The following is a 13866-nucleotide window of genomic DNA, read 5'->3' as shown; positions in this document are numbered from 1 at the left end:
GAAAATGGTTGTGGATGGCCGTATGTGCGATTCCCCCTGGCCTGCGCTGGGGCGACGGTGATAGGGGAGCGCCTATGAATCCCTCCCTCGCCCATATCGATGCCTGGATCTTCGATCTGGACAACACGCTCTATCCCGCCTCGTGCGATCTGTTCGGGCTGATCGACCGCCGCATGACCGATTATGTCGCGCGCATCACCGGCCTGCCGCGCGAGGAGGCGTACCGTCTCCAGAAAGGCTATTTCCGCGAGCACGGGACTACGCTGTCGGGCCTGATCGCGGAGCACGGCGTCGACCCGCATCATTTCCTGGAGGATGTCCATGCGATCGAGATGGACGTGCTGCAGGAGGATCGCCGCCTGATCGAGGCGATCGCTCGCCTGCCCGGCCGCAAGCTGATCTTCACCAACGGCGACGCGCCTTATGCCCGTCGCGTGCTGGCGCGCGTCGGCCTGTCGGAGAGCTTCGAAGCGATCCACGACATCCACGCCATGGCCTACGAGCCCAAGCCGGCGGCGGCCGCCTATGCCTCGATGGTCCAGGCGTTCCGCATCGATCCCGCCCGCGCGCTGTTCGCCGACGACATGGCGCGCAACCTCAAACCCGCCAAGACGCTCGGCCTCACCACCCTCTGGATCGACAATGGATCGGAGCAGGTCGGGGAGGACAGCGCCGATCATATCGATTACCGGACGGCCGACCTCGGCCACTGGCTGCACCATATGTTGGAGGATCAATGACGCTCGAAGCCACGATCGACGCCGCCTGGGATGCGCGCGACACCCTCTCGCCCGCCACCACCGGCGCGGTGCGCCACGCGGTCGAGGCCGCGCTGGCGGGTCTCGATGACGGGTCTTTGCGCGTGGCCGAGAAGCGCGCCGACGGCTGGGCCGTCAACCAATGGCTCAAGAAGGCGGTGTTGCTCTCCTTCCGCCTCAACGACAATGCGGTGGTCGACGGCGGCACGCCGGGTGGGCCCGGCTTCGACAAGGTGCCGACCAAGTTCGCGGGCTGGGACGAAGCGCGCTTCCGCGCCGCCGGCTTCCGCGCGGTTCCGGGCGCGGTGGCGCGGCGCGGCGCGTTCATCGACAAGGGCGTCGTGCTGATGCCGAGCTTCGTCAACATCGGCGCACGCGTGGGCGAGGGCACGATGGTCGATACCTGGGCGACCGTCGGCAGCTGCGCGCAAATCGGCCGCAACGTCCATCTGTCGGGCGGCGCCGGGATCGGCGGCGTGCTCGAACCGCTCCAGGCCAATCCGGTGGTGATCGAGGATGGCTGCTTCATCGGCGCCCGGGCGGAGGTGGCCGAGGGGGTGATCGTCGAGGAAGGCGCGGTCCTGTCGATGGGCGTCTATCTCGGCGCGTCGACCAAGATCGTCGACCGCGCGACCGGCGAGGTCTTCACCGGCCGCGTGCCCGCTTATTCGGTGGTCGTGCCCGGCACGCTGCCCGGCAAGGACGGCGGGCCCGGCCTCTATTGCGCGGTGATCGTCAAGCGCGTCGACGCCCAGACCCGCGCCAAGACCGGCATCAACGAGCTGCTACGGGATTGATAAAAACGCTCCGTTCGTCCTGAGCCTGTCGAAGGACGTACAGCACGTCCTTCGACCTCGCTCGGGTCGAGCGGCAGCGCGCTATGCGCCCGCCTGCGCCAGCAGCGCCTTGGCCTCCGCGCTCGTCCAGTCGACGTCGCGCGCGACGCGCCACACTTCCTTGCCCTCGGCCTTGTAGAGGATCGTGGTCGGCAGCGACGCCGCCTCCAGCGGGATCATCAGCGCGTTGGACGCGTCGGTCCACGTCTTCAGCGTCTTGAGCGGGCGGCGCTTGAGGAACGGTTCGACCGCGCGCGGCCCTTCCAGGTCCATGTTGACGACCACGACCTGAAGCGTGCCCGCCTCGCGCGCGGCGAGCGCGTCGAGCGTCGGCAGCTCCTTGACGCAGGGCACGCACCACGTCGCCCACAGATTGACCAGCACGGGCTTGCCCTTGAGGTCGGATAGCTTGGCCGACGCCCCCGATCCATCCTTGATCTCCGCCGTCGGGAGCGATTTTCCGGCGTGCGACGTGTCCGGCGCAAGACGCGCCGGCGCGGGCGCCGCCGGTTCGGCCGCCTGCTCGGCTTGCGGCGCGGGATCGGCTTGCTTATGGCAGCCGCCGGCAATCGCCGGGATCAGCAGCAGCACGGAAAACGAGGCAAGTCGCCGCATGTCGGACTCCAATGCGATGTGGGGCGGGCGTTTCGCCGAGGGGCCTAGCGCGATCATGCGCGAAATCAACGCCTCGATCCCGTTCGACCAGAAGCTGTGGAAGCAGGATATTGCCGGCAGCCGCGCGCACGTCGCGATGCTGGGCAAGCAGGGAATCGTGGACGCGGACGATGTCGCCGCGATCGACGCGGGCCTCGCCCGCATCGCCGACGATTATGCCGCGAACGGCGTGCCGGTCGATCCCGCGCTGGAGGATATCCACATGACGGTGGAAAGCCGGCTGGCCGAACTGGTCGGGCCGGCGGCGGGCCGTCTCCACACCGCACGCTCGCGCAACGATCAGGTCGCGACCGACTTCCGCTTGTGGGTGCGCGATGCGATCGACGCGGTCGACGCCGGGCTCGCCGCGTTCCAGCACGCGCTTCTGGCGCGCGCCGAGGAACATGCCGCCACGATCATGCCGGGCTTCACCCACCTCCAGGTGGCGCAGCCGGTCACGCTCGGCCACCACCTGATGGCGTGGTTCGAAATGGTCCGCCGCGACCGTTCGCGCTTCGCCGACGCGCGGACGCGGCTCAACCGCTGCCCGCTCGGCAGCGCGGCGCTCGCGGGCACCGGCTTCGCGATCGACCGGCACGCGACCGCCAAGGCCCTGGGCTTCGACGGGCCGACCGACAATTCGCTCGACAGTGTGTCCGACCGCGATTTCGCGCTCGATTATTTGATGTCCGCCACCCAATGCGCGCTGCATCTGTCGCGCATGGCGGAGGAGTTCGTGATCTGGGCGAGCCAGCCCTACGGCTTCGTCTCGCTGCCCGATGCCTATTCGACCGGCTCGTCGATCATGCCGCAGAAGCGCAATCCCGACGCGGCCGAGCTGGTGCGCGGCCATTCGGGGCGGATCGCGGGCTGCATGGTCGCGTTGACGATGACGATGAAGGGCCTGCCGCTCGCTTATTCGAAGGACATGCAGGACGATAAGCCGCCCGTGTTCGAGGCGCACGATTTGCTCGCTTTGTCGATCGCGGCGATGACCGGCATGGTCGAGACGACACGCTTCGTGCCCGAACGGATGCGCGCGGCGGCGGAAGGCGGCTTTTCCACCGCGACCGACCTTGCCGACTGGCTGGTGCGCGAGGGCAACGTGCCGTTCCGCGAGGCGCATCACATCACCGGGCGCGCGGTGAAGCTGGCGGAGAATGAAGGCGTGGCGCTCGCCGCCTTGCCGCTGGAAGCGCTGCAGGCGATCGACGCGCGGATCGACGACCGCGTGTTCGGGGTGCTGACGGTCGACGCCTCGGTCGCGAGCCGGCGGAGCCATGGCGGCACCGCCCCCGATCAGGTCCGCACGCGCATCGCCGAGGCCCGCGCCGCGCTGGGGGCCGCGGCATGAGGATCGTCGCGCTTACCGGATTGTTGCTGCTCACCGCGTGCGGCGGCGTGCAGACGCTGAAGCCGGCGCCGGGCAAGGCGCCGCCGCCCAAGCCCGCGTCCGCCCCCGTCGCGCCGACGACGGTCCAGATGATGACGCCCCCCGCCGCTCTCCGCCCGGGCCGCAGCGACGAGCTGATCACCCGCTCGGAACCGCGCCCCGACGACCCCTTCGATCTGCCGCCACGCTGAAATGGACCATTTCGACCTGCGCGACGGCGTGATGCACGCCGAGGACGTGTCCCTCGCCGCGATCGCGGCGGAGGCGGGCACGCCCGTCTACGTCTATTCGACCGCCACGATCGAACGCCACGTCCGCGTCTTTCGCGAGGCGCTGGCCGGGCTCGACGAGCCGCTCATCGCCTTCGCGGTCAAGGCCAATCCCAATCGCGCGGTGCTCGCGACGCTGGCGGGCCTCGGGCTCGGCGCGGACGTCGTTTCGGGTGGAGAGCTGCTGCGCGCGCTGGCGGCGGGGGTTCCGGCCTCGAAGATCGTCTTCTCGGGCGTCGGCAAGACCGCCGAGGAAATGGAGCTCGGCCTGACCGAGGGCATCGGCCAGTTCAACCTCGAATCGGTGCAGGAGGCGGAGATGCTGTCCGCCGTCGCCAGCCGGCTGGGGATCGCGGCACCCGTGGCCTATCGCATCAATCCCAATGTCGATGCAGGCACGCACAGCAAGATTTCGACCGGTCGCGCCGACGACAAGTTCGGCGTCGCGTATGACCGCGCGCTCGACGCTTATGCCCGCGCGGCGGCGCTGCCCGGCCTCGACGTGCGGGGCGTCGCGGTCCACATCGGCAGCCAGCTGACCGATCTCGCCCCCAGCCGCGCCGCCTTCGCGCGGATCGGCACGCTGATCGCCGATCTGCGTGCGGCCGGCCATGCGATCGTCACCGCCGATCTGGGCGGCGGGCTGGGCGTGCCGTACAATCCCGCGCTGCCCATCCCGCCCTCGCCCGCCGATTACGGCGCGATGGTGCGCGAGGTGACCGCCGGCTGGAACGTGCGCCTGATCTTCGAGCCCGGCCGCGTCATCGTCGGCAATGCCGGCGTGCTGCTGGCGCGCGTCATCCGCGTGAAGGAAGGCACGACCCATCCCTTCGTGGTGGTGGACGCGGGCATGAACGATCTGATCCGCCCCAGCCTGTACGATGCGTGGCACGACATCCGCGCCGTCGCCCCGTCGGGCGCGCGCGCCACCGCCAATATCGTCGGTCCGATCTGCGAGACGGGCGACACCTTTGCGCGGGCGCGCGCGATGGACGCCGTCGAGGCGGGCGATCTGGTGGCCTTCATGACCGCCGGCGCTTATGGTGCGACGATGGCGAATACCTACAATTCGCGCGGGCTGACCCCCGAAGCGATGGTCAAGGGCGAGGATTGGGCAATCATCCGCGACCGCCAGCCGATCGAGGCGTTGATCGCCGCCGACCGGCTGCCGGCATGGCTGCAGGGGAAACAGACGTGAGCATCAAGCCCATTCGTAAGGCGGTCTTTCCGGTGGCGGGGTTCGGCACCCGCTTTCTGCCGGCGACCAAGGCGGTTCCGAAGGAGTTGCTGCCGGTGGTCGATCGGCCGCTGATCCAATATGCGATCGATGAGGCGCGCGCCGCCGGGATCGAGCAGATGATCTTCGTCACCGGGCGCGGCAAGCACGCGATCGAGGACTATTTCGACGCCGCATTCGAGATCGAACATGATCTCAACGCCAAGGCCAAGCACGACATCCTGGAAGCGATGAAGCCGACCCGGCTCGATCCCGGTCAGGCCGCATTCGTGCGCCAGCAGCAGATGGCGGGTCTCGGCCATGCCGTATGGTGCGCGCGCCAGCTGATCGGCGACGAGCCGTTCGCGGTGCTGCTGCCCGACGAACTGCTGTGGAACCCGGCCAGCCCGTGCCTTGCGCAGATGCGCGAGACCTATGAGGAGAAAGGCGGCAACGTCATCGCCGTGCTGGAGGTGCCGGAAGAGCATACCAACCGCTACGGCATCGTCGATCCGGGCGCGGTCGCGGGGCCGGTGACCGAGGTGAAGGGCTTCGTCGAGAAGCCGAAGCGCGGCGAGGCGCCGTCGCGGCTCGCGGCGGTCGGGCGCTACATCCTCCAGCCCGAGGTGCTCGACATCCTGACCGAAGGCAAGAAGGGCGCGGGCGGCGAGATTCAGCTGACCGACGCGCTGGCCGAACTGATCGGCAAGCAGCCGTTCCACGCGCGGACATTCGAAGGCACGCGCCACGATTGTGGCGAGAAGGCGGGCTTCATCATCGCCAATCTCGCGCTCGCGCTGGAGCGGCCCGACATCGCCGACACGATCCGCGCCTACGCGCGGTCGATCTGACGGTCCCGTTACGCACAGCCTGCCGATCTTCGTCCGGCTGACGGGCCGGCCCGTCATCCTCGCGGGTGACGGGCTGGCCGCCGATGCCAAGCGCCGCCTGCTCGAACGCGCCGGCGCGCATATCGTCGGACCGGAGGAGGAGGCCGCGCTGGCAATCGTCGCGGTGGACGATGCAACGCTGGTCGACCGGCTGAAGGCGCGCGGCGTGCTGGTCAATGCGGTCGACCGGCCCGATCTGTGCGACTTCACCTTGCCCGCTATCGTCGATCGCGATCCGGTGCTGGTCGCGATCGGCACGGGCGGCGTTTCGGCCGGGCTGGCGGCCGCGTTGCGCCAGCGGCTGGAAGCGCTGCTGCCCGCCGGGCTCGGGCGCCTGGCCGAGGCGCTTGGCGCGGCGCGAGGGCGGTTGCGCGCACACTATCCCGATGCGGGCGAACGCCGCCGCGCGATCGGAGCGTTGCTCGCGCCCGGCGGCGCGCTCGATCCGCTGCGCGAACACAGGGATCCGGTGACCGCGTTCGACGACGCGCCGTCGATCCGGATGGAACGGGTCCGCATCGCATCGGACGATCCGGACGAGCTGACCCTGCGCGCGGCACGCCTGCTCGCGCTCGCCGACCGCATCGTCCACCCGGCCGACATGGCCCCTGCGATCCTCGATCGCGCCCGCGCCGACGCCGAACGGATCGTGAGCAGCGCACCGGACGCGCCGCTGCCCGGCCTCACCGTCATCCTGGAGCGACCATGAACCATTGGGCGATCGAACGCGGCGCGGATGGGGTAGGACATGCGGTCGACGCGGCGGCCGCCTGCGCGTCGCGGCCGGACAAAGGCCGGTTCGTGTGGGTCCACCTCGACGGGCGCGAGGCCGACACGCTCGACTGGCTCAAGCAGCATGGCGGCATGCCCGAAACCGTCGCCTACGCGCTCACCGCGATCGAGACGCGGCCGCGCAGCGAGGCGATCGACGGCGGCGCGCTCATCAACCTGCGCGGTCCCTCGGCGGTGGCGGAGGAGGTCGGGGACGATCCGCTCGTCTCGATCCGCGCTTGGGTCGAGGAGGGACGCGCCATTTCGGTCAGCTTCCATCCGCTCGCCGGCATCGATCGGCTGCGCGAGGAGATGGAGCAGGGCGCGATCCACGACCCCGGCGACCTGATCAGCCACCTGGGCATGATCATCACCAAGCAGGTCGACCCCGTGATCGGCGCGCTGGGCGACGTGGTCGACGATTGCGAGACCTCGCTCGAACCCGACAAGGCGTTCGACACGCGCCGCAAGATCGCCAAAGCGCGCGCCGACGCGATCGTCTATCGCCGCTTCGTGGTGCCGCAGCGCGACGCGCTGACGCGGATGGCCGAGCTGGATGCGCCATGGCTTCAGGACGACGACCGGCTGCACCTGCGCGAGGCGGCCGACCGCTTCGCGCGCATGGCCGAGGAGCTGGAGGCGGTGCGCGAACGCGCGGCGCTGATCCACGAGCAGCTGACCGACCTGCGGTCCGAACTGATCGAGACGCGCGCGCTGGCGTTGTCGATCGTGGCGCTGGTCTTCCTGCCGCTGACCTTCCTGACCGGGCTGCTAGGCATGAATGTCGAGGGGATTCCCTTTGCGCACGAGCCGTGGGCCTTTGCCGGCGTGTGCGGCGTGTCGGCGCTGATCGCGGGCGGCGTCACCTGGTGGTTCGCCGCCGAGCACTGGTTCAGGAAATGAGCAGCCCCGCGAGCGCCGCCGACATGAGGTTGGCGAGGCTGCCCGCCACCAATGCCTTGATCCCGAGCCGGGCGATCAGCGGGCGCTGATTCGGGGCGAGCCCGCCGGTCACCGCCATCTGGATCGCGATCGAACTGAAATTGGCGAACCCGCACAAGGCGAAGATCACCACCGCCTGCCCATGCGCGCCGAACGACCCGGCGATCTGGCCGTAATGGATGTAGGCGACGAATTCGTTGAGCACGATCTTCTCGCCGAATAGCCCGCCCGCCGCGCCCGCCTGGTCCCACGGCACCCCGATCAGGTACATGACGGGCGCAAAGACGGTGCCGAGGATGCGCTGGAAGGTGAGGTCGGCGATGCCCGCCATCTGCCCCAGCCCCGACAGCAGCCCGTTGGCGAGCGCGACCAGCCCGACGAAGGCGAACACCATCGCGCCGACCATGACGGCGAGCCGCACGCCCAGCTGCGCGCCCTGCGCCGCCGCCATGATGACGTTGGCGGGCTTGTCCTCCTCGCCGCCATGGCTGGTGTCGACCATCTCGGTCACGGGCAGCGCGATGTCGGCGGGATCGTCGGGCATGATCAGCTTCGCCATCAGGATCGCGCCGGGGGCCGACATGAAGCTGGCCGCGAGCAGATAGTCGATCTTGATCCCCATCGAGGCGTAGGCGGCGAGGATCGTGCCGGCGACGCCCGCCATGCCGCTGGTCATCACCTGGAACAGCTGCGCCGGGCGGAGCGCCGCGAGATAGGGGCGGATCACGAGCGGCGATTCGGACTGGCCGACGAAGATGTTGGCGGCGGCGCACAGCGCCTCGACCCGGCTGATCCCGATCACCTTTTCGAGCGCGCCACCGAGCCAGCGCACCACCCGCTGCATGATGCCCAGATAATAGAGGATCGAGACGAGGCTGGCGAAGAAGATGATGACCGGCAGCGCCTGCAACGCGAAATTGGCGCCGAGCGGGGAGGCGGCGAACGGCCCGAACAGGAAGGCGGTGCCCTGATTGGCGTAGCCGAGCAGGTTGCCCACCCCGCCCGCCATCCACGCGATCACCGCGCGACCGGCCGGCACGTAGAGGACGAGGACCGCGATCCCGACCTGCAATGCGAAGGCGGCGGCGACCACGCGCGGACGGATCCAGCGGCGGTTGGACGACAGCGCCACCGCGACGCCGAGGATCAGGACGATGCCGAGCAGGCCGAGCAGGTGCGGATTCACAGCGGCTGCCCGTGCCCGATGGATGCCCGAGGCCCCGCGAAGTTGACGAAGTTGACAGGTGCCGAAGCCCGGCCGGCAGGTGACGCCTGCGTCCGGACGCAGGCATGGGAGAGGCAGCCAACAAAGATGTGCAAGATCAACCCCACCCCGCTCGAACCCTGAAGGCGTCTCACAAGATTTCCTACATTGCAATCGCAAGGACGCGTCGCTGGCGGATGCTGCCCCCACCTGCCCTTTCCCCACCCTGCCATGCTTGCTAGGGGCTTTCGCATACACCGCATCGCAGCAATCGGGAGTCGCCCCACAATGACCGCCGTCGGCCACGACACGCTCAACACCCGTTCCACCCTCGATGTCGGCGGCCGCACCGTGCATTATTACAGCCTCGAAAAGGCGGCGGCGCAGCTCGGCGACATCAGCCGCCTGCCCTTTTCGATGAAGGTGCTGCTCGAGAACCTGCTCCGCTTCGAGGACGGCGCCACCGTCACGACCGACGACCTGCAGGCGATGGTCCAGTGGCTGACCGATCGCACGTCCGAGCGCGAGATCCAGTATCGCCCGGCGCGCGTGCTGATGCAGGATTTCACCGGCGTGCCGTGCGTGGTCGATCTGGCCGCGATGCGCGACGCGATGAACACGCTCGGCGCCGACGCCCGGAAGATCAATCCGCTCGTTCCCGTCCACCTCGTCATCGACCATTCGGTGATGGTCGACGAGTTCGGCACGCCGCAGGCCTTCGCCGACAATGTCGAAATCGAATATCAGCGCAACATGGAACGCTATGAGTTCCTGCGCTGGGGATCGAAGGCGCTCGACAATTTCAAGGTCGTGCCGCCGGGGACCGGCATCTGCCACCAGGTCAATCTGGAGCATATCGCGCAGGCGGTGTGGGTGTCGAAGGACGCCGACGGCGTCGAAGTCGCCTATCCCGACACCTGCGTCGGCACCGACAGCCACACGACGATGGTCAACGGCCTCGGCGTGCTCGGCTGGGGCGTGGGTGGGATCGAGGCCGAGGCGGCGATGCTGGGCCAGCCGGTGTCGATGCTGATCCCCGAGGTCGTCGGCTTCAAGCTGACCGGCACGCTGGCCGAAGGCATCACCGCCACCGATCTGGTCCTGACCGTCACGCAGATGCTGCGCGCCAAGGGCGTGGTCGGCCGCTTCGTCGAATTTTACGGCCCCGGCCTCGACAGCCTCAACCTCGCCGACCGCGCGACGATCGCCAACATGGCGCCCGAATATGGCGCGACCTGCGGCTTTTTCGGCATCGACCAGGCGACGATCAACTATATGCGCCTGACGGGGCGTGAGGACGACCAGATCGAGCTGGTCGAGGCCTATGCCAAGGCGCAGGGCCTGTGGCGCGACGCCAACCTGCCCGATCCGGTCTTTACCGACACGCTCGCGCTCGACATGGGCACGGTGCAGCCCTGCCTCGCGGGCCCGAAGCGCCCGCAGGACAAGGTGCTGCTCGACAATGTCGACGACAATTTCAACAACGAGCTGGTCAAAGGCTACAAGAAGACGGGCGACGCCGACCGGCGCGTGACCGTTGAGGGCGGCGCGTTCGACGTCGGCCATGGCGACGTGGTGATCGCCGCGATCACCAGCTGCACCAACACCTCCAACCCCAGCGTGCTGGTCGCCGCCGGGCTGGTCGCGCGCAAGGCGCGCCAGCTCGGCCTCAAGCCCAAGCCGTGGGTCAAGACCAGCCTCGCGCCGGGCAGCCAGGTGGTCACCGACTATCTGACCAAGTCCAAGCTGCAGGACGATCTGGACGCGATGGGCTTCAACCTGGTCGGCTATGGCTGCACCACCTGCATCGGCAATTCGGGCCCGCTGCCCGCGCCGATCAGCAAGGCGATCAACGAGAACGACCTGGTCGCGGCGAGCGTGCTGTCGGGCAACCGCAATTTCGAGGGCCGCGTCTCCCCCGACGTGCGCGCCAATTTCCTGGCGAGTCCGCCGCTGGTCGTCGCCTATGCGCTGACGGGCACGGTGCGCGAGGACCTGACCAAGGATCCGATCGGCGAGACCGAGGACGGCAAGAAGGTGTTCCTGAAGGACATCTGGCCGACCAACCACGAGATCGCCGACATGATCACCAGCGTGATCGACAGCGAGATGTACCGCACCCGCTACGCCAACGTGTTCGAGGGCGACCGCAAGTGGCGCGGCATCACGATCGAGGGGTCGGACACCTATTCGTGGAACGGCGGTTCGACCTACGTCCAGAACCCGCCTTACTTCGACGGCATGGGCATGGCGCCCAAGGCGGTCGAGGACATCGTCGGCGCACGCCCGCTCGCCATCCTGGGCGATTCGATCACCACGGACCACATCAGCCCGGCGGGATCGATCAAGGCCGACAGTCCGGCCGGGCGCTATTTGCAGGAGCATGGCGTCGCCAAGGCGGACTTCAACTCCTATGGCGCGCGCCGCGGCAACCATGAGGTGATGATGCGCGGCACCTTCGCCAACATTCGCATCCGCAACGAGATGGTCCCGGGCATCGAAGGCGGCATGACCAAGTACGTGCCCACCGGCGAGGTCGAGGCGATCTACGACGCGGCGATGCGCTACAAGGCGGACGGCGCGCCGCTCGTGGTCGTGGCGGGCAAGGAATATGGCACCGGATCGTCGCGCGACTGGGCGGCGAAGGGCACCACCCTGCTGGGCGTGCGCGCGGTGATCGCCGAGAGCTTCGAGCGCATCCACCGTTCGAATCTGGTCGGCATGGGCGTGCTGCCGCTGCAATTCCCCGAGGGCGTCGATCGCAAGACGCTCAAGCTGGACGGCAGCGAGCGCTTCACCATCCGCAACGTCGCCGGGCTGCGCCCGCGCCAGATGGTGTCGGTGACGCTGATCCGCGCCGACGGCAGCGAGGAGACGTTCGAGGCGCGCTGCCGAATCGATACGGTCAACGAACTCGATTATTTCCTGAACGGCGGCATCCTGCCCTACGTGCTGCGCAAGCTCGCCGCCTGATTTCGGCAGCGGAATTCAGATCGATCGGGAGGGGGCGGGAGACCGCCCCCTTTTTCTTTGCGCGACGTGGTTCCGGCGCAACAATTTTACAAGATCGTGACGAATCATGTCTTGACGCACTGCCCACCAAAGCAGCAGCTTGTTCATCTGGAATTAACCAGCCGCCGCAGCGGTGCGGAGGGACAAGGGGGTTCATGCAATGGTCAAGATGAGGAAGGCCCTGCTCGCGCTTGCAGCGGGTACGACGCTGGCCGCCGCACCGGCGCACGCGCTGACGATCAATCTGTTGGGACTCGATTCGTTTACGTCGGTCGAGGCCCAGCGCGGCTTCACCGTCGCCGCCCGCTATTGGGAAAGCGTGCTGACCAACGACGCGGTGGTCAATTTCCAGGTCGGCTACGAATCGCTCGATCCGGGCGTCCTCGGCGGCACGCGCAGCACGCTTGAGCAATTTGTGCCGATCGACGTCTACAAAGCGGTCCTGGGGGCGACCGGCAACAGTGCGCTCGATGCGCAGGCCTATGCCAATCTCGCGCCGACCAATGCGGACGGCAGCGTCACCGTGACCGTGCCCGAATATTTCAATCAGATCACGCAGACCGGCGTCGCCGCCACCGGAACGCGCACCGCGCCGACCGGCGGAGACGCGATCAGCAGCACGATCGCTTTGTCCACCGCGAACGTGAAGGCACTGGTAGGCGGAAACGAAGACCTGATTGACGCCGACATCACGTTCTCCACCAATTTCAGCTTCGATTTCGACCCCACGGACGGCATCGACACCAACTCGTACGATTTCATCGGCGTCGCCATCCATGAAATGGGTCATGCGCTGGGCTTCCTCAGCGGAGCGCAGGATTTCGACTATAGCGTCGGCGGCGGCTTCCCGGTCGACGAATATTGGTGGGGCTATTCAGCCGACCTGTTCCGCTACACCGCTGAAGGCGAACTGAACTGGGCGTTCGACCAGCCGGCCTATTTCTCGCTGGACGGCGGCGCCACCGCGTATGACGGCGCCTATTTCTCGACCGGCGATCTCTATGGCGACGGCTGGCAGGCATCGCACTGGAAGGCGCCCGGAAACTGCAACGTCGACGAGTTCGTCGGGGTGATGAACCCGTATACCTGCAACGGCCTGACCGATGTCGTGACGGGCACCGATCTGGCGCTGCTGGATGCGATCGGCTGGAACATCAATTTCGACGTGCTGGCCAATCCGGGATACGGCGCCGACACGAAGTCGATCTTCCTGTCGCTGAGCGGCGTGCCCGAGCCGGCGAGCTGGGGCATGATGCTGGTCGGCTTCGGCGGGCTGGGCGGGGCGCTTCGTCTGCGCCGCCGTCAGGAGGCGAAGGCAGCGGCCGCCGCCTGATACGATTTATGGCGGGGGGGGGAAGGGGCCGGTCGCAAGACTGGCCCCTTTTTCATGCCTCGGCGGCGGGCGCGGCGAGTGCTTCGCGCAGCCAGTCGGGACGGATCACGTCGTCTGCGCCGGCAATCTCCTCGATCCGGCGGCGGGCGACGGCAAGGCCGAGATCGGGATACCAGGCGTTCGCCGCCCCGCCCGGATCGGCCGACGCCCGGACGACCACCAGCCGGCGATTGACCTTCTGCCGCCAGTTCATCCGCGCGGTATTTTCCTGCCCGACATAGCAGCCCTTGGCGAAGCTGACGCCGTTCAGCTCGGCGGCGTTCGCTTCCAGCCACAGGGTCCGGTCCGAGCCGAGCTCGGCCACGCCCTCCGCCACCCCGAGCGCGAGGCGGTGCGCGCGCCAGCCGTCCGCCGGCGCGGCGGGCGGACCCAGCCAGCGGCGCCCGAGCGCGGGCAGGCGCGGATCGGGCACGCCCTCTTCGCCCTCCGCCGCCCAGTGGACCGCAAGCGCGGGATCGCGCGCGATCTCGATTTTCCGGCGCAGGCGGTAGAGCGTCAGGCGGCGGGCGAGCGCGTCGGCCTGCGCAT

At 68.3% G+C, this 13866-nt stretch carries 13 protein-coding genes; 10 read left to right on the top strand and 3 right to left on the bottom strand.

Annotated features, from left to right (window positions below):
* Positions 1–74: 74 nt before the first annotated feature.
* Both ACOJSF_RS10085 and dapD read left to right on the top strand, forming a co-directional pair.
* The gene (locus tag ACOJSF_RS10085) at positions 75–740 is read left to right on the top strand and encodes a pyrimidine 5'-nucleotidase (RefSeq protein ID WP_420142076.1); all 666 of its coding nucleotides are present in this window, start codon (positions 75–77) and stop codon (positions 738–740) included.
* A complete protein-coding gene (dapD, locus tag ACOJSF_RS10080) occupies positions 737–1555 on the top strand; it encodes a 2,3,4,5-tetrahydropyridine-2,6-dicarboxylate N-succinyltransferase (RefSeq protein WP_420142075.1) in 819 nt (272 codons plus the stop codon). Before ACOJSF_RS10085 ends, dapD begins: the two co-directional genes overlap by 4 nt.
* 81 nt (positions 1556–1636) lie before the next feature.
* Here the strand turns inward: dapD and ACOJSF_RS10075 are convergent, their stop codons facing one another.
* On the bottom strand, positions 1637–2209 hold the full coding sequence (locus ACOJSF_RS10075; RefSeq protein ID WP_420142074.1) for a TlpA family protein disulfide reductase: 573 nt from the start codon (positions 2207–2209) through the stop codon (positions 1637–1639).
* A 16-nt stretch (positions 2210–2225) separates the two neighbouring features.
* Here ACOJSF_RS10075 and argH point away from each other — a divergent pair, with 16 nt between their 5' ends.
* From argH to ACOJSF_RS10045, 6 genes are read left to right on the top strand one after another with little or no spacing between them, the layout of a single operon-like run.
* Positions 2226–3602 (top strand): argininosuccinate lyase, encoded by a 1377-nt coding sequence (argH, locus tag ACOJSF_RS10070; protein WP_420142093.1) that lies wholly within the window; start codon positions 2226–2228, stop codon positions 3600–3602.
* Positions 3599–3832, top strand: coding sequence for a hypothetical protein (locus tag ACOJSF_RS10065; RefSeq protein ID WP_420142073.1), 234 nt, complete (start codon positions 3599–3601; stop codon positions 3830–3832). Before argH ends, ACOJSF_RS10065 begins: the two co-directional genes overlap by 4 nt.
* Before the next feature lies 1 nt (position 3833).
* Complete coding sequence (lysA, locus tag ACOJSF_RS10060) at positions 3834–5108, top strand: diaminopimelate decarboxylase (RefSeq protein ID WP_420142072.1); 1275 nt, start codon at positions 3834–3836, stop codon at positions 5106–5108.
* A gap of 2 nt (positions 5109–5110) precedes the next feature.
* Complete coding sequence (galU, locus tag ACOJSF_RS10055) at positions 5111–5977, top strand: UTP--glucose-1-phosphate uridylyltransferase GalU (RefSeq protein ID WP_420142092.1); 867 nt, start codon at positions 5111–5113, stop codon at positions 5975–5977.
* A 19-nt stretch (positions 5978–5996) separates the two neighbouring features.
* Positions 5997–6725, top strand: a complete 729-nt coding sequence (locus ACOJSF_RS10050) for a precorrin-2 dehydrogenase/sirohydrochlorin ferrochelatase family protein (RefSeq protein WP_420142091.1) — start codon at positions 5997–5999, stop codon at positions 6723–6725.
* Complete coding sequence (locus tag ACOJSF_RS10045; RefSeq protein WP_420142071.1) at positions 6722–7690, top strand: zinc transporter ZntB; 969 nt, start codon at positions 6722–6724, stop codon at positions 7688–7690. Before ACOJSF_RS10050 ends, ACOJSF_RS10045 begins: the two co-directional genes overlap by 4 nt.
* On the opposite strand, the gene ACOJSF_RS10040 is transcribed toward ACOJSF_RS10045, so the two are convergent.
* Entirely contained in the window at positions 7680–8915 is a 1236-nt protein-coding gene (locus ACOJSF_RS10040; RefSeq protein WP_420142070.1) for a NupC/NupG family nucleoside CNT transporter, read from the bottom strand. The genes ACOJSF_RS10045 and ACOJSF_RS10040 overlap by 11 nt on opposite strands.
* 306 nt (positions 8916–9221) lie before the next feature.
* Between ACOJSF_RS10040 and acnA the strand changes: the two genes are divergently transcribed.
* Both acnA and ACOJSF_RS10030 read left to right on the top strand, forming a co-directional pair.
* Positions 9222–11906 (top strand): aconitate hydratase AcnA, encoded by a 2685-nt coding sequence (gene acnA, locus ACOJSF_RS10035; RefSeq protein WP_420142069.1) that lies wholly within the window; start codon positions 9222–9224, stop codon positions 11904–11906.
* Positions 11907–12105: 199 nt separating this feature from the next.
* Positions 12106–13278: an NF038122 family metalloprotease gene (locus tag ACOJSF_RS10030; protein ID WP_420142068.1), complete on the top strand. Its 1173-nt coding sequence runs from the start codon at positions 12106–12108 to the stop codon at positions 13276–13278.
* A gap of 52 nt (positions 13279–13330) precedes the next feature.
* Here ACOJSF_RS10030 and ACOJSF_RS10025 read toward each other — a convergent pair.
* Positions 13331–13866, bottom strand: a 536-nt coding sequence (locus ACOJSF_RS10025; RefSeq protein WP_420142067.1) for a tRNA-modifying protein YgfZ, incomplete at its 5' end; no start/stop codon positions are given.

Source organism: Sphingomonas sp., from assembly GCF_048594985.1.
Lineage (GTDB): Bacteria > Pseudomonadota > Alphaproteobacteria > Sphingomonadales > Sphingomonadaceae > Sphingomonas_I.
This window is presented reverse-complemented; position numbering and strand designations above follow the sequence as displayed.